The following is a 22,670-nucleotide window of genomic DNA, read 5'->3' on the forward strand; positions in this document are numbered from 1 at the left end:
ATGGCAAAGGAAAAGTTTGAACGCACGAAGCCGCACGTAAACGTGGGCACCATTGGGCACGTAGACCACGGCAAGACCACCCTGACAGCAGCGTTGACCATCGTTCAGGGCAAGAAGTTCGGTGGCGAAGCCAAGGCCTACGACCAGATCGACAACGCCCCTGAAGAGCGTGCGCGTGGTATCACCATCTCCACTGCCCACGTAGAGTACGAATCAGAAAACCGTCACTACGCCCACGTAGACTGCCCCGGACACGCAGACTACGTCAAGAACATGATCACCGGTGCGGCCCAGATGGACGGCGCCATCCTGGTTGTTTCTGCTGCTGACGGCCCGATGCCCCAGACTCGCGAGCACATCCTGCTCTCCCGTCAGGTGGGTGTGCCCTACATCGTCGTCTACCTCAACAAGGCCGACATGGTTGACGACGAAGAACTGCTCGAACTGGTCGAAATGGAAGTTCGTGAACTGCTCAACGAATACGACTTCCCCGGTGACGACGTCCCTGTCATCATCGGCTCCGCGCTCAAGGCCATTGAAGGCGACCAGTCCGAAATCGGCGAACCGTCCATCCAGCGTCTGATCGAAGCCATGGACGAATACATCCCCACGCCCGAGCGTGACACCGACAAGCCGTTCCTCATGCCCATCGAGGACGTCTTCTCCATCCAGGGTCGTGGTACCGTCGTAACCGGTCGTATCGAAACCGGTGTGGTCAAGGTGGGTGACGAAGTTGAAATCGTCGGCATCCGACCCACCCAGAAGACCACCGTTACCGGTGTCGAAATGTTCCGCAAGCTGCTGGACGAAGGTGTGGCCGGTGACAACGTCGGCGTCCTGCTGCGCGGCACCAAGCGCGAAGAAGTCGAGCGCGGCCAGGTGCTGGCAGCCCCCGGCACCATCAACCCCCACACCAAGTTCGAAGCCGAAGTCTACGTCCTGACCAAGGAAGAAGGTGGTCGTCACACGCCCTTCTTCAACGGCTATCGTCCGCAGTTCTACTTCCGCACCACCGACGTCACTGGCGAATGTCAGCTGCCCGAAGGTGTGGAAATGGTCATGCCTGGCGACAACGTACAGATGACCGTTGAACTGATTGCACCGATCGCCATGGACGAAGGTCTGCGTTTTGCGATCCGCGAAGGCGGTCGCACAGTCGGCGCAGGCGTGGTTTCTAAGGTGATTGAGTAAGCCTGATACGACTGTTGATTTGTCCGGCTTGCCCGGATATAATTCGCAGTCCTGATTAGCAGCGGCTTGGCCGCTGCTTTTGTTTTCATATAACACGAAGAGTCGAGTTATGGCTGCACAAAACATTCGCATTCGACTGAAGGCTTTTGATCATCGCCTGATCGATCAGTCCGCGAAGGAGATTACGGAGACGGCCAAGAAGACGGGTGCCCAGGTGCGGGGTCCCATTCCGCTGCCGACCCGTAAGGAGCGTTACACCGTTCTTATCTCTCCTCACGTGAACAAGGATGCACGTGACCAGTATGAGATCCGCACGCATAAGCGTCTGCTGGATATTGTCGATCCGACTGACAAGACCGTGGATGCGCTGATGAAGCTGGATCTGGCAGCTGGTGTGGACGTCAAGATCGAGCTGCGCTGATCATTTACTGGCCGGTCGTCAATCGTAACGATCGGTGACTGATAATAACGAGGAAATTAATTATGACTATCGGAGTCGTCGGTAAAAAAATCGGTATGACTCGCGTGTTCACTGAGGACGGCACCTCCGTTCCGGTGACCGTGATTCAGGTTGAGCCGAACCGTGTTACTCAGATCAAGACCCCGGAAAAGGATGGCTATGCTGCCATTCAGGTGACCACAGGTAAAAAGCATCCCGGCCGGGTCAACAAGCCTATGGCGGGACACTTTGCCAAAGCTGGCACTGAGGCGGGAGTTGGTCTCTGGGAGTTTCGTGTCGAAGGTGATGAATCTCTGGATGGCGTCGAGCTGGGCAGCGAGATCACTGTTGAGGTGTTGTCCGACGTCAAGAAGGTTGATGTCACCGGCATTACCAAGGGTAAGGGTTTTCAAGGTGGTGTAAAACGCCACAACTTCCGCACGCAGGATGCCAGTCACGGTAACTCGCTCTCTCACCGTGCACCGGGTTCCATTGGCCAGAACCAGACCCCGGGTCGTGTATTCAAGGGCAAGAAGATGGCTGGTCACATGGGGGCCGAGCGTCAGACTACGCTGAACTTGGAAGTGGTTCGTGTTGATGTGGAAGATGGCCTGATTCTGGTCAAAGGTGCCGTCCCCGGCGCCAACGGCGGTATGGTCGTTGTACGCAAGGCAGTCAAGGGGTGAGAGACATGGATATCAAACTGATTGATGCGAATACTGGTGACGCTGCGGGGACCGTTGCGGTTGATGATGCAGTGTTTGCTGCGGCATTCAATGAGCCCCTTGTTCATCAGGTCGTGACAGCATACATGGCAAAGTCCCGTGCAGGAACCAAGGCTCAGAAAAGCCGTTCCGAGGTGAGCGGTGGGGGTGCCAAGCCCTGGCGTCAGAAGGGGACAGGCCGCGCGCGCGCCGGTTCTATCCGAAGCCCCATCTGGGTAGGAGGCGGCCGCGCTTTTCCGAACAAGCCACGCAGCTACGAGCAGAAGGTGAATCGCAAGATGTACCGTGCGGCCATGCGCTCCATTCTTTCCGAGCTGGTACGTAGCGGCCGTCTGGTTGTTGTGGATGATTTCAAGCTGGACGCACCCAAAACCAAGCAGTTCGTCAGCAAGATGAAGCAGCTGGGCCTGCAAGACGCGCTGGTTGTCACAGAAGGTTTTGACGAGAACCTGTATCTGGCGTCTCGCAATCTTTACAACGCTGATGCAACGGATGTGAATGGTGTGGACCCCGTCAGCCTGATCGGCTATGAAACCGTCGTGCTGACCCAGGGTGCGCTCAAGCAGCTCGAGGAGAAACTGGCATGAATCAGGAGCGTATCTACCAAGTACTGCTGGCGCCGCACATTTCCGAGAAGAGTGCACTGCTGGCCGACAAGGCTGATCAGTATGTGTTTCGGGTCGCGGCCGATGCGACCAAGCCTGAAATCAAGGCGGCGGTTGAGCAGTTGTTCGATGTAAAGGTCAAGTCGGTCAATGTGATCAATATCCGCGGTAAGCAGAAGTTTTTCCGCGGCCGTCCGGGGCGTCGCAATGGCGTGCGCAAGGCGATTGTCCGCCTCATGCCCGGTCAGGAAATCGACGTCATTGGCGCTGAGTAAGGAGTTTCAAAATGGCTATTGTAAAAAAAGCTAAGCCGACTTCTCCTGGCCGTCGCTTTGTTGTGACAGTCGTGGAGCCTGCGCTTTACAAGGGCAAGCCCTATGAGCCTCTGCTGGAGCCCAAGCGCAAGACAGGCGGCCGTAACAACAAGGGTCGTATTACCGTTCGTCACCGTGGGGGTGGCCACAAGCAGCACTATCGTCTGATCGATTTCAAGCGCAACAAGGATGGTGTCCCCGGGGTGGTTGAGCGGCTCGAATATGATCCCAACCGTACCGCACACATCGCGTTGATCAAGTACGCCGATGGCGAGCGTCGCTACATTCTGGCTGCCAAGAATCTGAAGGCGGGCGATGAGGTGCTGTCTGGTGACGAGGCGCCGATCAAGGTTGGTAACGCGCTTCCATTGCGCAATATCCCCGTAGGTACTGTAGTGCACGCCGTTGAATTGCGCCCTGGCAAGGGTGCGCAGCTGGCACGCAGCGCCGGGGCTTCGGCGCAGCTTGTGGGCAAGGAAGGCAAGTATGTGCTGCTCCGTCTCCGCTCTGGCGAGATGCGCAAGGTTCTGGCCGAGTGCCGTGCCACGATTGGCGAGGTGGGCAATTCCGAGCACAACCTGCGCAAATTGGGCAAGGCGGGCGCCAAGCGCTGGCGCGGTATCCGCCCGACTGTGCGCGGTGTTGCCATGAACCCTGTTGACCACCCGCATGGTGGTGGTGAAGGCCGTACTTCCGGTGGCCGTCACCCGGTAACCCCCTGGGGTGTGCCGACCAAAGGCAAGAAGACTCGCAAGAACAAGCGTACGGACAAGATGATCGTTCGTCGCCGCAATGCTAAGTAAGGAAGGACACTATGCCACGTTCAGTTAAAAAAGGCCCTTTTGTTGATCATCACCTGATGAAGAAGGTGGTGCAGGCGCAAGAATCTGGCGATAAGCGTCCGATCAAGACCTGGTCACGTCGCTCCATGATCGTGCCCGAGATGATCGGTCTGACCATCGCCGTTCACAACGGGCGCGAGCATATTCCGGTCTACATTTCCGAGAATATGGTTGGCCACAAGCTGGGTGAGTTCTCCATGACGCGCACATTCCGCGGTCATGCAGCCGACAAGAAAGCCAAGAAGAAGTAAGGAGTGAATGCCATGCAAGTCAGTGCAACACATCGTTTTGCTCGCATCTCTCCGCAAAAGGCGCGTCTGGTTGCAGACCTGATCCGCGGCAAGAGTGCTGAAGAAGCAGTCAATATTCTGGCATTCAGCAATCAGAAGGCGGCCAAGCTCTTCTACAAGGTGCTGCAGAGTGCCATCTCCAATGCGGAGAACAATGAGGGTGCCGACATTGATGAACTGAAGGTGACCGCGGCCTATGTCAACGAGGGGCCGCGTCTGAAGCGTCTGCGTGCTCGCGCCAAAGGGCGTGCAAATCGCATTCTCAAGCGCACCAGTCATCTGACCGTCACCGTTGGTGACAAGTAAGGAGAATCGAGATGGGACAGAAAGTACATCCGGTCGGCATCCGTCTGGGCATTACCAAGGACTGGAATGCACGCTGGTATGCCGACAGCAAGCAGTTTGCCGATTATCTGCTGAGCGACTTTGAAATTCGCAGCTATATCATGAAAAAGCTGGCTCATGCTAATGTGAGCAAGGTTCACATTGAGCGTGTGGCCAACGGTCTGCGCCTGACGATCTTTACTGCCCGTCCCGGGGTGGTAATCGGCAAGAAGGGTGAGGATATCGAAAAGCTCAAGGCTGAGATTTCCGCCCTGACAGGCATGCCGGTCAATATCGACATCTATGAAATCAAGAAGCCGGAGCTGGACGCCAAGCTGGTTGCTGATAGCATCGCCCAGCAGCTTGAAAAACGCATCATGTTCCGCCGTGCCATGAAGCGCGCGGTGGGCAACGCCATGCGTCTTGGTGCCGAAGGAATCAAGGTGATGGTGTCCGGCCGCCTTAACGGTGCTGAAATCGCCCGGACCGAATGGTACAGGGAAGGCCGTGTGCCGCTGCACACCTTCCGTGCGGATATCGATTACGCCACCTCCGAGGCTGATACCACTTACGGCAAGATCGGTGTCAAGGTCTGGATCTTCAAGGGTGAGCGTCTTGGCAAGCTGCCGCTGGACCTGCACAAGCCCGAGTCCGGCAATCGCCGTGATCAGAAAGGCCGCAAGAAAGGTCGCAGATAAGAGGAATTTGCCATGTTGATGCCAAAACGTACCAAATATCGCAAGGTCCAGAAGGGCCGCAACCGTGGCCTGGCTCAGGCGGGCAACAAGGTCAGCTTCGGTGAATACGGGCTGAAGGCGCTGGAGCGTGGTCGTATTACTTCCCGGCAGATTGAGGCGGCGCGCCGTGCCATGACGCGTCACGTCCGCCGGGGCGCCAAGATCTGGATTCGTATCTTCCCGGACAAGCCCATTACCCAGAAGCCCTTGGAGGTGCGTATGGGTAAAGGTAAGGGTAGTGTTGAATACTGGGTGGCCGAAGTCCAGCCTGGCCGAGTCATGTTCGAGATGCAGGGGGTAGATGAAAGTGTTGCCCGTCGTGCATTCGAGCTGGCTGCTGCCAAGCTGCCGGTCAAGAGTCAGTTCGTAATTAGGTCGGTGATGTGATGATGGACGCTAAGACCCTGAGAGAGAAGAGTGTCGATGAGCTTAAGTCGGTCCTGCAGGATTTGCGCAAGAACCAGTTCAATCTGCGCATGCAGCATGCGACAGGTCAGCTCCAGAACACTGCAGAGCTGCGCAAGGTTCGCCGCAGCATTGCACGGGTAAAAACTCTCATTCGTGAAAAGCTTGAGGCCTGATCTATGACACAGGAAAGCAAAGCCCGCACAGTCAAGGGTGTGGTGGTCTCCAACGGTATGGACAAGTCAATTGTCGTGCGCGTTGACCGCTATGTGAAGCACCCCAAGTATAAGAAGTTCGTGCGCAAATCCACCAAACTGATGGCGCATGATGAAGACAACGCATGCCAGGTGGGTGATACGGTGACAATCGTTGAAAGCCGTCCGATTTCCAAGCACAAGCGTTGGAAGCTGGTAGAGATCAACGAGCGCGCTGCTCGCTAAATTAAACGCAGCAACAATCCGGCAATCCGCTCCGCTTCTTTGGTCAAGCCTGTCTATGGTGACAGGGACTGGCCAAATTAGCGGTTTTGGTGTATGATTGCCTGTTTTCAAACCGCGGTTTTGGATGGAGTGCCGCCATGATTCAGATGCAGACAATTCTGGATGTCGCTGACAACAGTGGAGCGAAGAAGGTCCAGTGTATCAAGGTGCTTGGAGGTTCCAAGCGCCGTTATGCGAGCGTGGGAGACATCATCAAGGTTTCCGTTAAGGAAGCTGCCCCGCGCGGTCGCGTAAAGAAAGGTGATGTATATAACGCCGTCGTCGTGCGTACGGCGAAGGGGATTCGCCGCCCGGACGGCTCCAAGATTCGTTTTGACGGTAATGCTGCCGTGCTGCTCAACCAGAAACTGGAGCCCATCGGTACGCGCATCTTCGGCCCGGTAACCCGTGAGCTGCGCGGTGACCGGTTCATGAAGATCGTGTCTCTGGCGCCTGAAGTGCTATAAGGAAGGACAGTTATGAATCGCTTGAAGAAAGGTGATGAGGTCGTAGTCATTGCCGGCAAGGACAAAGGAAAGCGTGGCACGGTCTCTCGTGTGCTGAAGAACGGTCGCGTTGTCGTTGACGGCATCAATCTGGCCAAGAAGCATGTGAAGCCGAACCCCATGACCGGTGAACAGGGGGGTATTGTCAGCAAGGAGATGCCGATTCACGCATCCAATGTCATGCTGTTCAATCCCGAAACCGGGAAAGGGGACCGTATCGGCTACCGTTTCGAGGATGGCAAGAAGGTACGCTACTTCAAGTCCACCGGCAAGGCCGTTGACGCATAAGGATTGAGAAATGGCGAGACTTAAACAGTACTACCGTGAAGAAGTTCTGCCCAAGCTGATGGAGCGCTTCGGCTACAAGTCGCCCATGCAGGCGCCGCGCCTGGTCAAGATTACGCTCAATATGGGTGTGGGTGAAGCGCTGGGTGACAAGAAGATTCTGGACAATGCCATGGAAGACATGGCGGCCATTGCAGGTCAGAAGCCTGTCAAGACCTTGGCTCGCAAGTCCGTAGCCGGCTTCAAGCTGCGCGAAGGCTGGCCCATTGGCTGCAAGGTGACGCTGCGTGGCGATCGGATGTATGAATTCCTTGATCGTCTGATCAATATTGCTCTGCCGCGTGTGCGTGACTTCCGCGGCGTTTCACCGAAGTCCTTTGATGGGCGGGGCAATTTCAACATGGGTGTTCGCGAACAGATCATTTTCCCCGAGATCGAATTCGAGAAGGTGGATGCGATTCGCGGCATGGATATCAGCATTACCACGACCGCCGAAACCGATGAAGAGGCGCGGGCACTGCTGGAATCCTTCAATTTCCCCTTTAAGAAGTAAGGTGCGATATGGCCAAGAAATCGATGATTGCGCGTGAACAGAAGCGCATCAAGACAGTGCAGAAATACGCGGAGAAGCGTGCGCGGCTGAAGGCGATTGCCAAGGACATGTCGCGCCCGTTTGAGGAGCGCATGGCGGCGCTACAGGCGCTTAACAAGCTGCCTCGCAATGCTTCGCCCGTGCGTGTACAGCGACGCTGCAGAATTACCGGGCGTCCGCACGCCGTTTACAGAAAGTTCGGACTTTCCCGCAACATGATCCGCCAGTTGGGTATGCAGGGTGATATTCCCGGACTGAAGAAATCAAGCTGGTAAGGGACAGAAATTATGAGCATGTCAGATCCTATTGCGGATATGTTGACCCGCATTCGCAACGCGCAGATGGCGGGTCATGAGCAGGTGGTTGTCACCGGCTCCAAGATGAAGAAGGCGTTGCTGGATGTTATGGCCCAGGAAGGCTACATCAACGGCTATGACGAAAAAGTCGAAGGTGGCAAGAGCGAGCTGGTAGTACATCTCAAGTATTATCAGGGCAAGCCTGTCATCGAGCAGATCAAGCGTGTAAGCCGTCCCGGACTGCGTGTCTACAAGAAGAAAGACGAGCTTCCCAAGGTAATGGGCGGTCTGGGCATTGCAATCGTATCCACATCCAAAGGTGTGATGACCGACCACCAGGCACGCAAGGCTGGCCTGGGTGGCGAGGTTGTCTGCACCGTGGCCTAAGGAGAGAGATAATGTCACGTATTGCAAAATCTCCCGTCTCCGTTCCTGCTGGAGTCGATGTGACGATTGACGGCCAGACGGTTACGGTCAAGGGTCCCAAGGCAACATTGACGCGCACATTCAATGATGCCGTAGAGATTACTCGGGAAGGCGACGAGATCCGTTTCGCGGCCCGGGAAGGCTACTCAGATGGTTGGGCCCAGGCAGGAACGGCCCGTGCGCTGGTGAACAATATGGTCATCGGTGTGACTGAGGGCTTTGAGAAAAAGCTCCAGCTGGTGGGTGTAGGCTATCGTGCTCAGGCCCAGGGCAAGTCGATCAATCTGACCCTGGGATTCTCACACCCTGTCGTCCATGAGCTGCCGGAAGGGGTTACGGCCGAAACGCCGTCTCAGACCGAAATTGTCATCCGTGGTGCAGACAAGCAGCTGGTCGGACAGGTGGCAGCGGAAATTCGTGCCTATCGTCCCCCGGAGCCCTACAAGGGCAAGGGCGTCAAGTATGCCGACGAGCGCATCCTGCGTAAGGAAGCGAAGAAGAAATAAGCTTGAGGGTTTAGGAAAATGGATAAGAAAAAGGCTCGACTGCGTCGTGCTCGAAAGACCCGCGCCCATGTCAAGCGTCTTGGCATGCCGCGCCTGACGGTGCATCGTACTCCGCGTCATATTTACGCGCAGGTGATTTCCGCTGACGGGGCAACTGTAGTAGCTGCTGCAAGCACTGTTCAGCCTGATGTCAAGGCGCAGGTCAAGTCCACTGGCAACAAGGACGCTGCCGCGGTTGTGGGCAGGATTGTTGCCGAGAAGGCCAAGGCGGCCGGTGTGACCAAGGTGGCTTTTGACCGCTCCGGCTTCAAATACCACGGCAGGGTTCAAGTGCTGGCCGATGCAGCCCGTGAAAACGGACTCGAATTCTAAGGAAGGTGTGATATGGCTTCACATGAAATGCAGGACAATCAGGAACAGCTGATTGAAAAGCTTGTCTCGGTTCGCCGGGTGGCAAAAGTGGTCAAAGGTGGCCGCGTTTTCGGATTTTCTGCCCTGTGCGTTGTTGGTGACGGAAACGGTCGGGTAGGTTACGCCAACGCCAAAGCGGCCGAGGTTCCGGTTGCGATTAAAAAGGCAATGGAGAAGGCTCGTCGCAACATGCGCAAGGTTCATCTGAACAATGGAACCGTCTACTACCCGATCAACTACAAGCAGGGCGCTGCCAACATTATCATGCTGCCTGCATCCGAGGGTACGGGTGTCATTGCAGGAGGTGCGATGCGTGCCGTGCTGGAGGCCGCAGGGGTGAAGAACGTTCTGGCCAAGTGTGTCGGCACGACTCGTCCGGTGAACGTCGTTCGTGCTACAGCAGACGCACTTGCTTCCATGAGCAGCCCTGAAGAAGTTGCGGCCAAGCGTGGCAAGACCATAGAAGAGATCATGGGTGAGTAATCATGGCTGACAAGAAAATCAAGGTAACACTGGTCAAGAGTCTCATTGGTCGCCTGCCCAAACACAAAGCCTGTGTGAACGGCCTGGGTCTGCGCAAGATCAATCAGACCGTGGAGGTGCTGGACACACCCGCAAATCGGGGCATGATCAACAAGGTAGCCTATCTGCTGAAGGTAGAGGAAGCTTAAGATGCGATTGAATACACTGAAACCTGCTGAAGGTGCCAAAAAGGCCAGAAAACGCGTTGGCCGTGGTCCTGGTTCCGGACTCGGCAAGATGGGTGGCCGGGGCCATAAGGGTCAGAAGTCCCGTTCTGGCGGCTATCATAAGGTTGGCTTTGAAGGCGGGCAGATGCCCATTCAGCGCCGACTGCCCAAGTTCGGCTTCACCTCCCGTAAGTCGCTCCGTCGTGCTGAGGTGCGTCTGAGCGAGCTGAACAAGGTGGAAGGCGATGTGATTGATCTGGCTGCGCTCAAGGCTGCTGACGTGATCAGTGGCAAAGTGGCGGAGGTCAAGATCATTCTGTCTGGAGAAATTACCCGGCCGGTGACAGTTGTAGGCATCAGCTGCACCAAGGGTGCCCGCGCGGCCATTGAAGCAGCTGGCGGCAAAGTGGAAGCCTGATGGCCATGCAACCTTCCCTTGACAGCGGACAGGCCAAGGCGGTCAGTGAGCTGATGTATCGCATCTGGTTCGTGCTGGGTGCGATCATCGTTTTCCGTTTTGGCGCTCATGTGCCGGTACCCGGTATCGATGCTGCTGCGCTTGCTGCGCTGTTCGAGCAGCAGAAAGGGACGATTCTGTCCATGTTCAACATGTTTTCCGGTGGCGCTCTTCAGCGATTCTCGGTTTTCGCGCTCGGAATCATGCCGTATATTTCTGCTGCAATCATCGTCCAGCTGATGAGTCATATCTCGCCGACCATGTCGCAGTGGCGCAAGGAAGGTGAGGCCGGCAAGCGCAAGCTGACCAAGTACACACGTATCGGTACGGTCGTTCTGGCCACATTTCAGGGACTGGGCATTGCCGTTGCGCTCGAATCACAGAGCATCGGCGGTCATGGTGTCGTTATCGATCCCGGGCTGACCTTCAAGGTCATTGCGGTTTCGACACTGGTGGCAGGCACGGTCTTTCTGATGTGGCTGGGTGAGCAGATCACCGAACGTGGGCTCGGTAATGGCATCTCCATCATCATCTTTGCGGGGATCGTTGCCGGTCTGCCTGCAGCCCTTGGCGGCACGCTGGAGCAGGTGCGCACCGGATCCATCCACGTGATCAGTCTGTTTGTGCTGCTTGCGCTGGTCATTGCAGTCACGGCATTTGTGGTCTTCATGGAGCGAGCGCAGCGACGCATTCCCATTCAGTACGCCCAGCAGATGCGAGGACGGCGCATGTATGGCGGCCGGCAGGAAGGTTTTCTACCGTTGAAAATCAATATGGCGGGCGTGATTCCGCCGATCTTCGCCTCAAGCATCATTCTGTTTCCGGCGACGATCGCAGGCTGGTTCGGCAGCAGTGAAGGAATGGGTTGGCTCAAGGATCTGGCCACGACGCTTTCACCTGGTCAGCCTCTTTATGTGCTGCTGTATGCACTTGCCATCATCTTTTTCTGCTTTTTCTATACGGCGATCGTGTTCGATCCTCGTGAGACGGCAGAAAACCTGCGCAAGTCGGGGGCGTTCATTCCCGGCATGCGCCCCGGTGAGGCGACCGCCCGTTACATCAACAAGGTCATGGAGCGTCTGACCCTTGCAGGAGCGCTCTATATCACAGCGGTCTGCCTGCTGCCGGAGTTTCTCATTCTCTACTGGAATGTTCCCTTCTATTTCGGTGGAACATCACTGCTCATCATTGTTGTGGTCGTGATGGATTTCATGACCCAGGTGCAGGCACAGCTGATGAGCAGCCAGTACGAAAGCATGATGAAGAAGGCAAAGCTAAATCGTTGATTTGGAGTGGCTGAGGAGCGTCGGTTCGGTTATAATCGCGCGTTTCTCAGGATTTGAGATTTATTAGGAGAGTAGCAAGATGGCACGTATTGCCGGCGTAAACTTGCCCCTGAACAAGCATGTGGTGATCGGACTGCAGGCTATTTACGGCATTGGTCCGACCCTGTCCAAGAAGATCTGCGAGGCTGTCAAGCTGGATCCCACCACGAAGGTGCGTGATCTGACCGAAGACCAGCTTGCCGCCCTGCGTGAAGAGATCAGCAACTACAAGATTGAAGGCGACCTGCGCCGTGAGATTTCCATGAACATCAAGCGTCTGATGGACATGGGCTGCTATCGCGGCATCCGCCACCGCCGTAATCTGCCCGTCCGCGGGCAGCGCACGAAAACCAATGCGCGCACCCGCAAGGGTCCCCGCAAGCCGATCAAGAAATGACAGGTGAGTTGAGATATGGCTAAAGGAAAGAAAAACGCTCCCAAGAAAAAGATCAAGCAGGTCGTGACCGATGGTGTCGCGCATGTCCACGCTTCCTTCAACAATACGATCGTGACCATTACTGATCGCTCCGGCAATACCCTGTGCTGGGCAACTGCAGGTGGAAGCGGCTTCCGCGGCTCACGCAAGAGCACGCCCTTTGCTGCCCAAGTGGCAGCCGAGCGCGCCGGCGAGATGGCCAAGGAGTTTGGCATGAAGAATCTGGAGGTCAAGGTCAAGGGTCCCGGTCCGGGGCGTGAGTCTGCCGTACGCGGCCTGCATGCGGCCGGTTTCAAGATTACTGCTATTGCCGATGTGACGCCGATTCCGCACAACGGCTGTCGCCCGCCGAAGAAGCGTCGAGTGTAAGGGGAACAGAAGATGGCAAGATATATTGGTCCCAAGTGCAAACTGATGCGCCGCGAAGGAACCGACCTGTTCCTGAAGAGCGGCATCCGTTCTATCGAGTCCAAGTGCAAGATTGACCAGCCGCCGGGCGTTCATGGTGCGCGTCGCGGTCGTGTGAGTGAATACAGCCTGCAGCTGCGTGAAAAGCAGAAGGTCCGTCGTATCTACGGTGTTCTCGAGAAGCAGTTCCGCCGCTATTACAAGGAGGCGGATCGCCGCAAGGGTTCCACTGGTGTCAATCTGCTTCAGCTGCTGGAACAGCGCCTGGACAATGTGGTGTATCGCATGGGCTTTGCATCTACCCGTGCAGAAGCTCGCCAGCTGGTTTCCCACAAGGCCATTGCCGTTAACGGTCGCACGGTAAACATCCCTTCCTACCAGGTGCAGCCGGGCGATGTGGTTTCCGTGCGTGAAAAGGCGCGCAACCAGGCGCGCATTGCAACCGCCATGGAGATTCATCAGCAGCGTGGTTTGCCTCAGTGGGTTGAAGTGGATCCCAAGAAGTTCGAAGGGGTTTTCAAGGCTGTGCCGGATCGCTCCGATCTGTCTGCCGACATTCAGGAAAACCTGATCGTGGAGCTGTACTCCAAGTAACCCCTAAACGGAGACAATCCGATGCAACAGTTTCTGGAGCAAATGCTGACACCCAGCTTGGTGGACGTCAAGCGCTACAGCGATACACACAGCCGCGTCGTGCTGGAGCCCATGGAGCGTGGCTACGGACACACGCTGGGGAACGCACTACGCCGCATTCTGCTTTCTTCAATGCCCGGTGCGGCCATCACGGAGGTGCAGATCGACGGCGTTGTGCATGAATACTCGGCCATTGAAGGCGTGCGCGAGGATGTCCTCGAAATTCTTCTCAACCTGAAGGATGTGGCCATCAAGCTGGGCACGGCTGACGAGGTTGAGCTGACCCTGAGCAAGGAAGGTCCCGGGGTGGTTACTGCCGGTGACATTCAGCTGACACACGATGTGGAGGTGGTCAACACCGACCATGTCATCGCGCATCTGAGTGAAGGCGCCAAGCTGAACATGCGCATGAAGGTGGAAAAGGGTGTCGGCTACCGTCAGGCAGCGCTTGCCGACGACAGCCACATCGGCGTACTGCGTCTGGACGCGGTTTTCAGCCCGATCCGCAATGTCAGCTATGAAGTCGAAGCTGCCCGCGTCGAGCAGCGTACTGACCTGGATAAGCTGATCATTGACGTAGAGACCAACGGCACCATTGATCCCGAAGACGCCATCAAGCTGGCGGCGACCATCCTGAGCCATCAGCTGAGCGCCTTTGTTGACATGAAGCTGCAGAAGAAGGCTGAGCCCGAGCCGGTCGAAGAACCGGATATCGATCCCATCTTCCTGCAGCCGGTTGATGATCTGGAGCTGACTGTGCGTTCAGCCAACTGCCTGAAAGCTGAGCACATCTACTACATTGGAGATCTGGTCCAGCGCACCGAACAGAGCCTGCTGAAGACGCCCAATCTGGGCAAGAAGTCCCTGCAGGAGATCAAGGACGTTCTGGCGCAGCGTGGACTGAGTCTTGGAACCAAGCTGGACAACTGGCCGCCGGCCAGCCTGGCCAATGCCGGCAATGAGTCCGCTTAAAGCTATAAGGAATTGAGTCATGCGTCATCGTAAGAGTGGTCGTAAGTTCAATCGTACCAGCGCGCATCGCAAGGCCATGTTCAAGAACATGGCAGCGTCGCTGTTCGAGCATGAAATCATTCGTACAACCCTGCCCAAGGCCAAGGAACTGCGCCGCCACGCGGAGCCGCTCATTACCCTGGCCAAGGAAGACACGGTTGCCAACCGTCGGCTGGCATTTGCCCGGCTGGGCAACAACAGCCGCGCACGCGGTGTAGTGACCAAGCTGTTCGAGGAACTGGGTCCGCGCTACAAGAACCGCAATGGCGGTTACCTGCGCATTCTCAAGTGCGGCTATCGTCCCGGCGACAATGCGCCCATGGCGTATGTCGAGCTGGTGGACCGACCGGTTGTCGAGGACACAGCCGAGTCAGCTGAGGAAGCAGCTGAGTAAGTCTTACATCGAAGCCGGCATAAGCCGGCTTCGTTCTTTCTTATGCCCCGTCTTTTTGATACCCACATCCACTTGTTCCGCATTGTCGATGCGGCGGGCTGTCTGGCCCGTTTCAACGCATTTTCACTTTCGATTGCTCCTGATGACTGGTCCGGCCAGCTTTCTCTTGCCGAAAGCCATGGCGCGTTGGGGCTTCATGTGGGACTGGGCCTGCATCCCTGGCAGATACATACCATCGCTGAAACGTGGGAGACGCATGTGAAGATGCTTGAAACGCATCTTTTGCATAGAGCATATCTGCAGGTCGGTGAAGTCGGTCTGGATTTCGATCGTCGCACGCCAGCAGAGCCAGCGTTGCAGAAACAGGTATTCGAGCGTCTGCTGGATGTGGCTCATCGTTATGACCGTGCCGTGAGCGTGCATGTGCGCAAGGCTTATGATGAGGCGCTGGCCATAATGCGTAATTTTCCCGGGCTGCGCATTTTTCTTCATGGCTTTGGTGGCGGTGCGCAGGTGGCAGAGCGCTATCTGGACCACCTGAACTGTGTTATCGGTGTCAATGGCGTTGTCGTGCGGGAGAACGCCCGCCGTTACCATGCCATGGTGCGTGCTGTGGGGTTGGCGCATCTCGTTCTGGAGACCGACGGCCCGTTCGTGAACCTCCCGGGACGGGCCCGATTCTCTTGTGAGGATATCGAGACGGTGTGCTCAACCGTTGCGCGGCTTCTGGATGTGCCGCCGGAACAGGTCGCGGCAAGGACTCGAGAAAATGCCTTGAGGATGCTGAATGATACTCGATGATCCGCTGTTCGAACGTAGTCGACTGGTCTTTGATGACGCACAGCTTGTACGACTGACCAATGCACGGGTGCTGCTGGCCGGCGTGGGAGGCGTGGGTGGCTTTGTGGCTGAGGCACTGGCTCGGGCCGGGGTGGGACAGCTGGTGCTGGTCGATCATGACAGGGTGGCGTCTTCCAACCTGAACCGGCAGATCGTGGCGCTCCATTCCACGCTGGGCCAGCCCAAGGTCGAGGTCATGGCCCGTCGCATTGCGGATATCAATCCGCTGGCGCAGGTGGATGTTCGCTGCGCCTTTCTGGCTCCTGAGGCCATGCCGGTGCTTGTGGCTGAAGGTTTTGATGTGGTGGTGGATGCCATCGACAGTCTCAACTGCAAGGCGGCGCTGGTAGAGACTGCATGGAAGGCTGGCGTGCCTGTCTTCAGCAGCATGGGGGCGGGTCGGAGAACGGATCCATCAAAGGTTCGCATCGCCGACCTGATGGATACGCACGGCTGCGGGCTGGCACGGCAGATGCGCCAACGGCTGCGCAAGCGAGGCGTCGGTCGAGGGGTCACCGTGGTCTTTTCCGAGGAGCTGCCTGCGCCTCCGGGGCCTTATGAGGAAATTGAAGGCGCCAGAGGCCGGGTGGTCAATGGCACGGCCAGTTACATGCCGGGGCTGTTCGGCCTGATGCTGGCCGGTGCCGTCATTCGGCATCTGGCGGGTGTTGAAAAAGAATAGGACGGCCTGTCACTGCCACAGACGCTGACGGATCATTTCCGGCACCAGCCGGTGTATGATCGGGTAGGCCTCGCGCAGGGTCATCCCGCTTTTCAGCTCCGGACGATAGAGCAGGCGGACCATCAGACGATCCAGTGGTGAGAGCTCTTCCTGAATGTCAAGATCATTGGCAACGGAAGGGCTGACCCAGTCGGCATCGTTTGGCAGCCCCAGCGCCTGAGTCAGCTCTTCCACAACGCAGCTGTGGTACAGCCCTTTCTTGAAGGCATGGTCGGCAGGAATGATGACCCATGCGCGCTGGATGGCGTTGTGAGGCTCGCGGGTGATCAGATAGGTGATGCAGTTGCTTTCCTGTGACAGGCGCACGGCCTGATGGCTGTCACCGGTCACTTCCGCTATGCGGGCGGCATAGTTTCTGTCCCGTGTCAGGATGATGGTGAAGTTGGCGCTGTGCTGCGCTGGACGGATATCGATACCGGTCAATCGGTGCAGTGTACGGAAGTGGTTGTGGATGTCGTCCGACAGCACTGCCAGGGGCTTGATGCCATCATACTGAATGCGGTAGCGAATGGGTTGCATCCATTTGCTGAGGCGCTTCAGGCCGGCTTCGTATTCATGTTTGAAGGCGATTTCGGCAAAGGCCTTTTCCACATAGTCGGGGTTTTCCCAGATGCGCTGAAAGCCCGCCATGGCCATGGCAGGCAGGGTGACGAGCAGAGTCAGCGCAATCAGCCGTTTCATCCTTTCTCCAGTACCGGTCCCAGGTAACGTCCGGTGTGGGAATCCTGACAGGCGGCAATCTCTTCCGGCGTGCCTTCAGCAATAATCCTGCCACCGCCCTGACCGCCTTCGGGGCCGAGGTCGATGATCCAGTCCGCTGTCTTGATGACATCAAGATTGTGTTCGATGACGACAATGGTATTGCCGTGATCACGCAATGTAAAGAGTACTCGCAGCAGCTGGGCGATGTCGTGAAAGTGCAGGCCGGTGGTGGGTTCGTCCAGAATGTAGAGGGTGCGACCGGTATCGCGGCGTGACAGCTCGCGCGCCAGTTTGACCCGCTGAGCCTCGCCGCCGGAGAGGGTGGTGGCGCTCTGGCCGAGGCGGATGTAGCCCAGCCCCACATCCATGAGTGTCTGCAGCTTGCGGGCGATGGCCGGCACGCTGTCGAAGAAGGCGCGCGCGTCCTCGACGGTCATTTCCAGCACATCGGCGATAGTCTTGCCCTTGTAGCGGATCTGCAGGGTCTCCCGGTTGTAGCGGCTGCCGCCGCAGACATCGCAGGGGACATAGACGTCGGGCAGAAAGTGCATCTCCACTCGGATGAGGCCGTCTCCCTGGCAGGCTTCGCAGCGGCCGCCCTTGACGTTGAAGCTGAAGCGCCCCGGTGTGTAGCCACGGGCACGGGCTTCCGGCACGGCGGCGAACAGCTCGCGGATGGGAGTGAACAGGCCGGTGTAGGTGGCCGGATTGGAGCGGGGGGTGCGCCCGATGGGGCTCTGGTCGATATTGACCACCTTGTCGAAGTGCTCTATTCCGTTGACGCTGTCATGGGGTGCCGGCTGCAGCTGGGCGCCGTTGAGGGCGTTGGCGGCCACTTTGTAGAGGGTTTCGTTGATCAGCGTGGACTTGCCGGAGCCTGAGACGCCGGTGACGCAGGTGAACAGGCCGACCGGCAGGCGCAGGTCCACATTCTTGAGGTTGTTGCCGCGGGCGCCACGAAGTTCCAGCCAGCGGCCATCCGGGGCGGTGCGGGTTTCGGGCACGGCGATGCGGCGCTGGCCGCTGAGATACTGGCCGGTGAGGGAGTCGGGGCTGGCGGCCACCTCTTCCGGCGTGCCCTGCGCCATGATGCGTCCGCCGTGCACGCCGGCGCCCGGCCCGATGTCCACCACATGGTCGGCGGCGCGGATGGCGTCTTCGTCATGCTCCACTACAATGACGGTATTGCCCAGGTCGCGCAGATGGGTCAGGGTGGCCAGCAGGCGATCGTTGTCGCGCTGATGCAGGCCGATGGAGGGCTCGTCCAGCACATACATGACGCCCACCAGCCCGGCACCGATCTGGCTGGCCAGGCGGATCCGCTGGGCTTCGCCACCGGAAAGGCTGTCGGCGGAGCGATCCAGAGTCAGGTAGTCCAGCCCCACATTGACCAGAAACTGCAGGCGGCTGCGGATCTCCTTGATGATCTTGTCGGCGATGTGGGCCTGCGCGCCCTGCAGCTCAAGTCGATTGAAGAAGTCCAGCAGCTCGCCGATGGAGCGAGCGGTCAGCTGCGGCAGGGTGTGGTCGGCCACGAAGACATGGCGTGCGGTGCGGTTGAGGCGGGTGCCGCCACAGTCCGGGCAGGGCGTGGTGATGCGGTATTTGTCCAGTTCCTCCCGCACCGTCTGGCTGGTGCTTTCCTGATAGCGCCGCTCCATGTTGGGGATGACGCCTTCGAAGCGGCGCACATCGGCGTAGCGGCCATGGGGCAGCGGCAGCTTCTCATCACCGGAACCGTAGAGCACGATGTGGCGGAAACGCGCGTCCAGTTCGTTCCACGGCGTCTCCATGTCGAAGCCGTAGTGGTCGGCCACCGCTTTGAGGATGTCGTAATAGTACTTGTGGCGCCGGTCCCAGCCGCGGATGGCGCCGCCGGCCAGGCTCAGCTCCGGGTGGACCACCACCCGCTCCGGATCGAAGCGCTGGGACTGGCCCAGTCCGCCGCAGGTGGGGCAGGCGCCCTGCGGGTTGTTGAAGGAGAAGATGCGAGGCTCCAGCTCCTCCACGGCGTAGCCGCAGTGGGGGCAGGCGTACTGGTCGGAGAACAGCAGCGGCTCGAAGGCCCCCTCGTCCATGGGGGCGACGATGGCCAGCCCGCCGGAGAGGCGCAGGGCGGTCTCGAAGGATTCCGCCAGCCGCTGAGCCAGATCAGAGCGCACCTTGAAGCGGTCCACCACCACCTCGATGGTGTGCTTGCGCCGCTTGTCCAGTTGCGGCACGGGGGTCAGCTCCATCAGTTCGCCGTCGATGCGGGCGCGCAGATAGCCCTGGGCGGCCAGCTCCTGCAGCAGCTGGACATGCTCCCCCTTGCGGTCCCGTATCACAGGCGCCAGCAGCAGGGCACGGCTGCCTTCCGGCAGGGTCAGCGTGGTGTCCACCATCTGGCTGACGGTCTGCGCGGTCAGGTCGCAGCCGTGTTCGGGGCAGCGGGGGGTGCCCACCCGCGCGAACAGCAGACGCAGGTAGTCATAGATCTCCGTCACCGTGCCCACGGTGGAGCGCGGGTTGTGGCTGGTGGACTTCTGCTCGATGGAAATGGCTGGCGACAGCCCTTCGATGTGGTCCACATCCGGCTTGTCCATGACGGAGAGGAACTGGCGCGCATAGGCGGACAGGCTCTCCACATAGCGGCGCTGGCCTTCGGCGTAGATGGTGTCGAAGGCCAGGGAGGACTTGCCGGAGCCGGACAGGCCGGTGAGCACGATCAGTTTGTCCCGCGGCAGGGTCAGGTCGATGTTCTTCAGGTTATGGGTGCGTGCCCCGCGAATGATGATCTTGTCCAGCATGACCGGCGTCGTGGAATGAGTGGAGGAACCGGACATTATACCCGCGGGCGGCAGGGACAACGGGGTCTCCCCGGATTCTGCAGGGTGTCGCCGCAGCCGCGGCAAAACACAACCTCTCGGCAGACGAAAAAGACGTCAGAAGCGGGGCCTCCCCCATTTTTGCCGGGTGGGCTCCTGGCCGCCCGGGCATGCAGCAGAAAATGTGCAAAAAACACGTAAAAGTGCGCGGAATTCGAGTTTCCCTGTTTTTGCGGTACGGGGTTCAGACGACACTGCCGCAGCGCGCAGAGACCAGAAAAGCGACCGCAAGGGCTTGACGGGTTTTGGGAACGGGGTCTCCCCTGTTTTTACCGGATCGGTTTCGGGCGCCGCGCGAAACGCCCGGTTTTTGCCATGTCAAGACGCAGGCCAGGGCGGCTTCAGAGTTTCTGGCGCACCTGTGCCAGCGTGGTTTCGGCATTGGGGCGCACGCCGCGCCAGATTTCAAAGGCGGCGGCGGCCTGACACACCAGCATGCCCAGCCCGTCCCGGCGTTCAGCAGCGGGCTGCACCCGTTCGGCCCAGCGCAGAAAGGGCGTGGGTGCCTTGCCGTACATCATGTCGTAGGCCAGTCCGTCCGGTGCCAGCAGATGGATGGGCAGATCGAGCGCCTCGCCCTGCAGACTGGCGGCAGTGCCATTGATGATCACATCGAAGGTGTCGAGCTGCTTCAGTTTATCCAGTCCGCCGGCGCTGAGGGCGGTTTCACCCGCCAGGTCGGCGAAGGCTTCGGCCAGCCGCTGTGCTTTGTCCGCCGTGCGGTTCGCAATGTGGAGAGCGGCGGGACGTTCGGCCAGCAGCGGTTCCAGCACGCCCTGCACGGCGCCCCCTGCGCCCAGAATGAGCAGTCGCCGACCTGTCAGCGGAAGACCGACCAGTTCTGTGATGTCCTGCACCAGGCCGATGCCGTCGGTATTGTCACCGGTCAGGCTGCCGTCGGCTTCGACCACAAGCGTGTTGACCGCACCGGCCCGCTGTGCACGGGGCGTGAGGGTGTTGGCCAGGTCATGGGCGGCCAGTTTGTGGGGCACGGTGACATTGAAGCCCCGGTAGCCCTGCCGCACCAGTGCGCCCATGGCCGGTGCGAAGGGGCGGGCGCGGTCGATGCGGATGGCCTCATAGACCATGTCCTGACCGGTCTGTTCGGCAAACAGGCGGTGGATCAGCGGGGATTTGGAGTGGGCGATGGGGTCGCCTACGACGGCGTAGCAGTCAGGCACCGCAGGCCTCCTCCTTCAGCCATTGCGCCGCCTGTTTGGCGTAGTAGGTGAGAATGCCGTCGGCGCCGGCCCGCTTGCAGCCGAGCAGGGTCTCCAGCGCCACCTTGCGCTCGTCCAGCCAGCCGTTGGCGGCGGCGGCCTTGAGCATGGCGTATTCGCCGCTGACGTGATAGACAAAGGTGGGGGCCATGAAGGTGTCCTTGATGAGGCGCACGATGTCCAGATAGGGCACACCCGGCTTGACCATCACCATGTCGGCGCCTTCGTTCAGGTCCAGCGCCACCTCGTGCAGGGCTTCGTCGGAATTGGCCGGATCTATCTGGTAGGTGGACTTGTCCCCCTTGCCCAGATTGGCGGCGGAGCCGACCGCGTCCCGGAAGGGACCGTAGTAGCTGGAGGCGTATTTGGCGGAGTAGGCCATGATGCGGGTGTGGGGGAAGCCGGCTGCCTCCAGTGCCTCGCGGATGGCGCCAATGCGTCCATCCATCATGTCGGAGGGGCCGACCACGTCCGCCCCCGCTTCCGCATGGCTGAGCGCCTGGCGCACCAGCGCGCGGGTGGTTTCCTCGTTGAGCACGTAGCCGGTCTCGTCAATGATGCCGTCCTGACCGTGAGTGGTGAAGGGGTCCAGCGCCACGTCGGTCATCACACCCAGCTCGGGGAAGTGCTGCTTGAGGGCGCGCACGGCCCGCTGGGCCAGACCATCCGGATTCCACGCCTCTTCTGCCTGCAGGGACTTCTTCTCCTGCGGCACCACCGGAAACAGGGCGATCATGGGAATGCCCAGTTCCAGCAAGGTTTCCGCCTCTTCCAGCAGCAGGTCCACCGACAGCCGCTCGATGCCGGGCATGGAGGGCACGGCTTCCCGCTGACCCGTGCCTTCCAGCACGAACATGGGATAGATCAGGTCATCGGGGGTCAGCACAGTCTCGCGCATCAGCCGGCGGGAGAAGGCGTCCCGGCGCATGCGGCGCGGTCGGGTGAGGGGAAAGCTGCGGTGAAGCATGGTTGCAATGTCCTCTGCTCTGGTATGACAATGACTTTTCATTTTATTGCGTGTGGAGGGCGGCATGGACACCTTTGAATACCTGTTTTTCGATCCGGCGCTGGCCGAAGCCTTTGCTACCGCCTGCCATGAGGCGGGCATTCCCTGCGAAGTGGAGGTGGGCGAGCAGGTCAACGTGCTGGTGGATGCCGGCGTGGCCGAAACTCATCAGCAGACGCTGGAAGCGCTTTACGACGAATATTTCTGGCAGGCGCAGGCCGAGCAGGTGGAAGCGGCGCATGATGATTTCTCCGCCACCGGCATTCAGGTGCAGCTGTCCAGTGGAGAATACACCACCATCCGCCTGTCGCCGGAGGTGATGAACCGGCTGCTCAGCGTGTTCACCGTCGATGAGCTCAACCAGTTCATGCATGAAGTGGCCGCCGCCATTGAGAACCCCAATGGCGGTGGCACCATCTGCGAGGTGCTGCGCAGGGAGCGGAACGGGTCATAGAAAAGCCTGTCTTGCTCATAAAAAATCCATATCAGGATTTCATGATTTTTTGAATTCGTCAGCTTGCATGGCGTCAAAGTTCGGGGTTATTATTCCAAGTCACTCTCGTGCGA

At 58.7% G+C, this 22,670-nt stretch carries 35 protein-coding genes; 31 read left to right on the forward strand and 4 right to left on the reverse strand.

Features of this window, described 5'->3' with window-relative positions; genetic code table 11:
* From tuf to F8K16_RS00935, 30 genes are all read left to right on the forward strand, one after another.
* On the forward strand, window positions 1-1,191 hold a 1,191-nt coding region (tuf, locus tag F8K16_RS00790; protein ID WP_294945595.1), incomplete at its 5' end, for an elongation factor Tu.
* Window positions 1,192-1,300: 109 nt separating this feature from the next.
* Window positions 1,301-1,612 (forward strand): 30S ribosomal protein S10, encoded by a 312-nt coding sequence (rpsJ, locus tag F8K16_RS00795; protein WP_294945598.1) that lies wholly within the window; start codon window positions 1,301-1,303, stop codon window positions 1,610-1,612.
* Window positions 1,613-1,674: 62 nt separating this feature from the next.
* Window positions 1,675-2,316 carry a 50S ribosomal protein L3 gene (gene rplC, locus F8K16_RS00800; RefSeq protein ID WP_294945601.1) on the forward strand — a complete coding sequence of 214 codons (642 nt, stop codon included), beginning with the start codon at window positions 1,675-1,677 and terminating at the stop codon, window positions 2,314-2,316.
* 5 nt (window positions 2,317-2,321) lie between these two features.
* A complete protein-coding gene (rplD, locus tag F8K16_RS00805) occupies window positions 2,322-2,942 on the forward strand; it encodes a 50S ribosomal protein L4 (RefSeq protein WP_294945604.1) in 621 nt (206 codons plus the stop codon).
* On the forward strand, window positions 2,939-3,235 hold the full coding sequence (gene rplW, locus F8K16_RS00810; protein ID WP_294945606.1) for a 50S ribosomal protein L23: 297 nt from the start codon (window positions 2,939-2,941) through the stop codon (window positions 3,233-3,235). The genes rplD and rplW overlap by 4 nt, the downstream gene beginning before the upstream one ends.
* A gap of 11 nt (window positions 3,236-3,246) precedes the next feature.
* A complete protein-coding gene (gene rplB / locus F8K16_RS00815; RefSeq protein ID WP_294945609.1) occupies window positions 3,247-4,077 on the forward strand; it encodes a 50S ribosomal protein L2 in 831 nt (276 codons plus the stop codon).
* An 11-nt stretch (window positions 4,078-4,088) separates the two neighbouring features.
* Window positions 4,089-4,367: a 30S ribosomal protein S19 gene (gene rpsS / locus F8K16_RS00820; protein WP_294945611.1), complete on the forward strand. Its 279-nt coding sequence runs from the start codon at window positions 4,089-4,091 to the stop codon at window positions 4,365-4,367.
* Between the two features lie 12 nt (window positions 4,368-4,379).
* Window positions 4,380-4,712: a 50S ribosomal protein L22 gene (rplV, locus tag F8K16_RS00825; RefSeq protein WP_294945614.1), complete on the forward strand. Its 333-nt coding sequence runs from the start codon at window positions 4,380-4,382 to the stop codon at window positions 4,710-4,712.
* 11 nt (window positions 4,713-4,723) lie between these two features.
* Entirely contained in the window at window positions 4,724-5,428 is a 705-nt protein-coding gene (rpsC, locus tag F8K16_RS00830; protein ID WP_294945617.1) for a 30S ribosomal protein S3, read from the forward strand.
* A 12-nt stretch (window positions 5,429-5,440) separates the two neighbouring features.
* Window positions 5,441-5,854, forward strand: coding sequence for a 50S ribosomal protein L16 (gene rplP, locus F8K16_RS00835; protein WP_294945620.1), 414 nt, complete (start codon window positions 5,441-5,443; stop codon window positions 5,852-5,854).
* A gap of 2 nt (window positions 5,855-5,856) precedes the next feature.
* Entirely contained in the window at window positions 5,857-6,048 is a 192-nt protein-coding gene (gene rpmC / locus F8K16_RS00840) for a 50S ribosomal protein L29 (protein WP_294945709.1), read from the forward strand.
* A 3-nt stretch (window positions 6,049-6,051) separates the two neighbouring features.
* Complete coding sequence (gene rpsQ / locus F8K16_RS00845) at window positions 6,052-6,312, forward strand: 30S ribosomal protein S17 (protein WP_294945622.1); 261 nt, start codon at window positions 6,052-6,054, stop codon at window positions 6,310-6,312.
* A 137-nt stretch (window positions 6,313-6,449) separates the two neighbouring features.
* Window positions 6,450-6,818, forward strand: coding sequence for a 50S ribosomal protein L14 (gene rplN, locus F8K16_RS00850; RefSeq protein ID WP_294945625.1), 369 nt, complete (start codon window positions 6,450-6,452; stop codon window positions 6,816-6,818).
* A gap of 12 nt (window positions 6,819-6,830) precedes the next feature.
* Window positions 6,831-7,145 carry a 50S ribosomal protein L24 gene (gene rplX, locus F8K16_RS00855; RefSeq protein WP_294945628.1) on the forward strand — a complete coding sequence of 105 codons (315 nt, stop codon included), beginning with the start codon at window positions 6,831-6,833 and terminating at the stop codon, window positions 7,143-7,145.
* Window positions 7,146-7,155: 10 nt separating this feature from the next.
* Complete coding sequence (gene rplE / locus F8K16_RS00860; protein WP_294945631.1) at window positions 7,156-7,695, forward strand: 50S ribosomal protein L5; 540 nt, start codon at window positions 7,156-7,158, stop codon at window positions 7,693-7,695.
* Window positions 7,696-7,703: 8 nt separating this feature from the next.
* On the forward strand, window positions 7,704-8,009 hold the full coding sequence (gene rpsN / locus F8K16_RS00865) for a 30S ribosomal protein S14 (RefSeq protein WP_294945634.1): 306 nt from the start codon (window positions 7,704-7,706) through the stop codon (window positions 8,007-8,009).
* Window positions 8,010-8,021: 12 nt separating this feature from the next.
* Window positions 8,022-8,417 carry a 30S ribosomal protein S8 gene (gene rpsH / locus F8K16_RS00870; RefSeq protein WP_294945636.1) on the forward strand — a complete coding sequence of 132 codons (396 nt, stop codon included), beginning with the start codon at window positions 8,022-8,024 and terminating at the stop codon, window positions 8,415-8,417.
* Window positions 8,418-8,428: 11 nt separating this feature from the next.
* Window positions 8,429-8,962, forward strand: coding sequence for a 50S ribosomal protein L6 (gene rplF / locus F8K16_RS00875; protein ID WP_294945639.1), 534 nt, complete (start codon window positions 8,429-8,431; stop codon window positions 8,960-8,962).
* 18 nt (window positions 8,963-8,980) lie between these two features.
* Window positions 8,981-9,334: a 50S ribosomal protein L18 gene (rplR, locus tag F8K16_RS00880; protein WP_294945642.1), complete on the forward strand. Its 354-nt coding sequence runs from the start codon at window positions 8,981-8,983 to the stop codon at window positions 9,332-9,334.
* Window positions 9,335-9,346: 12 nt separating this feature from the next.
* Window positions 9,347-9,856 carry a 30S ribosomal protein S5 gene (gene rpsE, locus F8K16_RS00885; RefSeq protein ID WP_294945645.1) on the forward strand — a complete coding sequence of 170 codons (510 nt, stop codon included), beginning with the start codon at window positions 9,347-9,349 and terminating at the stop codon, window positions 9,854-9,856.
* A gap of 2 nt (window positions 9,857-9,858) precedes the next feature.
* A complete protein-coding gene (rpmD, locus tag F8K16_RS00890) occupies window positions 9,859-10,044 on the forward strand; it encodes a 50S ribosomal protein L30 (protein WP_294945648.1) in 186 nt (61 codons plus the stop codon).
* Window position 10,045: 1 nt separating this feature from the next.
* Window positions 10,046-10,480 (forward strand): 50S ribosomal protein L15, encoded by a 435-nt coding sequence (rplO, locus tag F8K16_RS00895; protein WP_294945651.1) that lies wholly within the window; start codon window positions 10,046-10,048, stop codon window positions 10,478-10,480.
* Entirely contained in the window at window positions 10,480-11,805 is a 1,326-nt protein-coding gene (gene secY, locus F8K16_RS00900; RefSeq protein ID WP_294945654.1) for a preprotein translocase subunit SecY, read from the forward strand. The genes rplO and secY overlap by 1 nt, the downstream gene beginning before the upstream one ends.
* Before the next feature lie 79 nt (window positions 11,806-11,884).
* Complete coding sequence (gene rpsM, locus F8K16_RS00905; protein ID WP_294945656.1) at window positions 11,885-12,241, forward strand: 30S ribosomal protein S13; 357 nt, start codon at window positions 11,885-11,887, stop codon at window positions 12,239-12,241.
* A gap of 15 nt (window positions 12,242-12,256) precedes the next feature.
* Window positions 12,257-12,649, forward strand: coding sequence for a 30S ribosomal protein S11 (gene rpsK / locus F8K16_RS00910; protein ID WP_294945659.1), 393 nt, complete (start codon window positions 12,257-12,259; stop codon window positions 12,647-12,649).
* Window positions 12,650-12,661: 12 nt separating this feature from the next.
* Complete coding sequence (gene rpsD / locus F8K16_RS00915; protein WP_294945663.1) at window positions 12,662-13,282, forward strand: 30S ribosomal protein S4; 621 nt, start codon at window positions 12,662-12,664, stop codon at window positions 13,280-13,282.
* Between the two features lie 21 nt (window positions 13,283-13,303).
* Complete coding sequence (gene rpoA, locus F8K16_RS00920; protein WP_294945666.1) at window positions 13,304-14,293, forward strand: DNA-directed RNA polymerase subunit alpha; 990 nt, start codon at window positions 13,304-13,306, stop codon at window positions 14,291-14,293.
* 19 nt (window positions 14,294-14,312) lie between these two features.
* A complete protein-coding gene (gene rplQ, locus F8K16_RS00925) occupies window positions 14,313-14,726 on the forward strand; it encodes a 50S ribosomal protein L17 (protein WP_294945669.1) in 414 nt (137 codons plus the stop codon).
* A 42-nt stretch (window positions 14,727-14,768) separates the two neighbouring features.
* A complete protein-coding gene (locus F8K16_RS00930; RefSeq protein ID WP_294945672.1) occupies window positions 14,769-15,527 on the forward strand; it encodes a TatD family hydrolase in 759 nt (252 codons plus the stop codon).
* On the forward strand, window positions 15,514-16,248 hold the full coding sequence (locus F8K16_RS00935; protein WP_294945674.1) for a tRNA threonylcarbamoyladenosine dehydratase: 735 nt from the start codon (window positions 15,514-15,516) through the stop codon (window positions 16,246-16,248). Before F8K16_RS00930 ends, F8K16_RS00935 begins: the two co-directional genes overlap by 14 nt.
* Before the next feature lie 9 nt (window positions 16,249-16,257).
* Here F8K16_RS00935 and F8K16_RS00940 read toward each other — a convergent pair whose 3' ends face one another.
* The 4 genes from F8K16_RS00940 to hemB all read right to left on the reverse strand — a co-directional run bounded on the left by F8K16_RS00940 (window position 16,258) and on the right by hemB (window position 22,064).
* Window positions 16,258-16,989, reverse strand: a complete 732-nt coding sequence (locus tag F8K16_RS00940; RefSeq protein ID WP_294945677.1) for a DUF2927 domain-containing protein — start codon at window positions 16,987-16,989, stop codon at window positions 16,258-16,260.
* Complete coding sequence (gene uvrA, locus F8K16_RS00945; RefSeq protein ID WP_294945680.1) at window positions 16,986-19,799, reverse strand: excinuclease ABC subunit UvrA; 2,814 nt, start codon at window positions 19,797-19,799, stop codon at window positions 16,986-16,988. The genes F8K16_RS00940 and uvrA overlap by 4 nt, the downstream gene beginning before the upstream one ends.
* A 419-nt stretch (window positions 19,800-20,218) precedes the next feature.
* A complete protein-coding gene (gene aroE, locus F8K16_RS00950) occupies window positions 20,219-21,058 on the reverse strand; it encodes a shikimate dehydrogenase (RefSeq protein WP_294945683.1) in 840 nt (279 codons plus the stop codon).
* Window positions 21,051-22,064: a porphobilinogen synthase gene (gene hemB, locus F8K16_RS00955; RefSeq protein WP_294945686.1), complete on the reverse strand. Its 1,014-nt coding sequence runs from the start codon at window positions 22,062-22,064 to the stop codon at window positions 21,051-21,053. Before hemB ends, aroE begins: the two co-directional genes overlap by 8 nt.
* A gap of 64 nt (window positions 22,065-22,128) precedes the next feature.
* Here hemB and F8K16_RS00960 point away from each other — a divergent pair, with 64 nt between their 5' ends.
* Window positions 22,129-22,557, forward strand: coding sequence for a hypothetical protein (locus F8K16_RS00960; protein ID WP_294945688.1), 429 nt, complete (start codon window positions 22,129-22,131; stop codon window positions 22,555-22,557).
* The last annotated feature ends 113 nt before the right edge of the window (window positions 22,558-22,670 follow it).

It is taken from the genome of Sulfurivirga sp., from assembly GCF_015490265.1.
GTDB lineage: Bacteria > Pseudomonadota > Gammaproteobacteria > Thiomicrospirales > Thiomicrospiraceae > Sulfurivirga.

What these genes read in the sequence shown, in the direction of transcription:
- rpsQ (WP_294945622.1), top strand. Translation starts at nt 6,052, where the DNA reads ATGACACAGGAAAGCAAAGCCCGCACAGTCAAGGGTGTGGTGGTCTCC.
- rpmC (WP_294945709.1), top strand. Translation starts at nt 5,857, where the DNA reads ATGGACGCTAAGACCCTGAGAGAGAAGAGTGTCGATGAGCTTAAGTCG.
- rpsE (WP_294945645.1), top strand. Translation starts at nt 9,347, where the DNA reads ATGGCTTCACATGAAATGCAGGACAATCAGGAACAGCTGATTGAAAAG.
- rplN (WP_294945625.1), top strand. Translation starts at nt 6,450, where the DNA reads ATGATTCAGATGCAGACAATTCTGGATGTCGCTGACAACAGTGGAGCG.
- hemB (WP_294945686.1), bottom strand. Translation starts at nt 22,064, where the DNA reads ATGCTTCACCGCAGCTTTCCCCTCACCCGACCGCGCCGCATGCGCCGG.
- rpsS (WP_294945611.1), top strand. Translation starts at nt 4,089, where the DNA reads ATGCCACGTTCAGTTAAAAAAGGCCCTTTTGTTGATCATCACCTGATG.
- rpsD (WP_294945663.1), top strand. Translation starts at nt 12,662, where the DNA reads ATGGCAAGATATATTGGTCCCAAGTGCAAACTGATGCGCCGCGAAGGA.
- rpsH (WP_294945636.1), top strand. Translation starts at nt 8,022, where the DNA reads ATGAGCATGTCAGATCCTATTGCGGATATGTTGACCCGCATTCGCAAC.
- rpoA (WP_294945666.1), top strand. Translation starts at nt 13,304, where the DNA reads ATGCAACAGTTTCTGGAGCAAATGCTGACACCCAGCTTGGTGGACGTC.
- rpsN (WP_294945634.1), top strand. Translation starts at nt 7,704, where the DNA reads ATGGCCAAGAAATCGATGATTGCGCGTGAACAGAAGCGCATCAAGACA.
- rplD (WP_294945604.1), top strand. Translation starts at nt 2,322, where the DNA reads ATGGATATCAAACTGATTGATGCGAATACTGGTGACGCTGCGGGGACC.
- rplB (WP_294945609.1), top strand. Translation starts at nt 3,247, where the DNA reads ATGGCTATTGTAAAAAAAGCTAAGCCGACTTCTCCTGGCCGTCGCTTT.
- rplC (WP_294945601.1), top strand. Translation starts at nt 1,675, where the DNA reads ATGACTATCGGAGTCGTCGGTAAAAAAATCGGTATGACTCGCGTGTTC.
- rplW (WP_294945606.1), top strand. Translation starts at nt 2,939, where the DNA reads ATGAATCAGGAGCGTATCTACCAAGTACTGCTGGCGCCGCACATTTCC.
- F8K16_RS00960 (WP_294945688.1), top strand. Translation starts at nt 22,129, where the DNA reads ATGGACACCTTTGAATACCTGTTTTTCGATCCGGCGCTGGCCGAAGCC.
- rplF (WP_294945639.1), top strand. Translation starts at nt 8,429, where the DNA reads ATGTCACGTATTGCAAAATCTCCCGTCTCCGTTCCTGCTGGAGTCGAT.
- uvrA (WP_294945680.1), bottom strand. Translation starts at nt 19,799, where the DNA reads ATGCTGGACAAGATCATCATTCGCGGGGCACGCACCCATAACCTGAAG.
- rplP (WP_294945620.1), top strand. Translation starts at nt 5,441, where the DNA reads ATGTTGATGCCAAAACGTACCAAATATCGCAAGGTCCAGAAGGGCCGC.
- F8K16_RS00930 (WP_294945672.1), top strand. Translation starts at nt 14,769, where the DNA reads ATGCCCCGTCTTTTTGATACCCACATCCACTTGTTCCGCATTGTCGAT.
- rpmD (WP_294945648.1), top strand. Translation starts at nt 9,859, where the DNA reads ATGGCTGACAAGAAAATCAAGGTAACACTGGTCAAGAGTCTCATTGGT.
- rpsJ (WP_294945598.1), top strand. Translation starts at nt 1,301, where the DNA reads ATGGCTGCACAAAACATTCGCATTCGACTGAAGGCTTTTGATCATCGC.
- rpsK (WP_294945659.1), top strand. Translation starts at nt 12,257, where the DNA reads ATGGCTAAAGGAAAGAAAAACGCTCCCAAGAAAAAGATCAAGCAGGTC.
- F8K16_RS00940 (WP_294945677.1), bottom strand. Translation starts at nt 16,989, where the DNA reads ATGAAACGGCTGATTGCGCTGACTCTGCTCGTCACCCTGCCTGCCATG.
- rpsC (WP_294945617.1), top strand. Translation starts at nt 4,724, where the DNA reads ATGGGACAGAAAGTACATCCGGTCGGCATCCGTCTGGGCATTACCAAG.
- rplR (WP_294945642.1), top strand. Translation starts at nt 8,981, where the DNA reads ATGGATAAGAAAAAGGCTCGACTGCGTCGTGCTCGAAAGACCCGCGCC.
- rplO (WP_294945651.1), top strand. Translation starts at nt 10,046, where the DNA reads ATGCGATTGAATACACTGAAACCTGCTGAAGGTGCCAAAAAGGCCAGA.
- F8K16_RS00935 (WP_294945674.1), top strand. Translation starts at nt 15,514, where the DNA reads ATGATACTCGATGATCCGCTGTTCGAACGTAGTCGACTGGTCTTTGAT.
- rplX (WP_294945628.1), top strand. Translation starts at nt 6,831, where the DNA reads ATGAATCGCTTGAAGAAAGGTGATGAGGTCGTAGTCATTGCCGGCAAG.
- rplV (WP_294945614.1), top strand. Translation starts at nt 4,380, where the DNA reads ATGCAAGTCAGTGCAACACATCGTTTTGCTCGCATCTCTCCGCAAAAG.
- rpsM (WP_294945656.1), top strand. Translation starts at nt 11,885, where the DNA reads ATGGCACGTATTGCCGGCGTAAACTTGCCCCTGAACAAGCATGTGGTG.
- secY (WP_294945654.1), top strand. Translation starts at nt 10,480, where the DNA reads ATGGCCATGCAACCTTCCCTTGACAGCGGACAGGCCAAGGCGGTCAGT.
- rplE (WP_294945631.1), top strand. Translation starts at nt 7,156, where the DNA reads ATGGCGAGACTTAAACAGTACTACCGTGAAGAAGTTCTGCCCAAGCTG.
- rplQ (WP_294945669.1), top strand. Translation starts at nt 14,313, where the DNA reads ATGCGTCATCGTAAGAGTGGTCGTAAGTTCAATCGTACCAGCGCGCAT.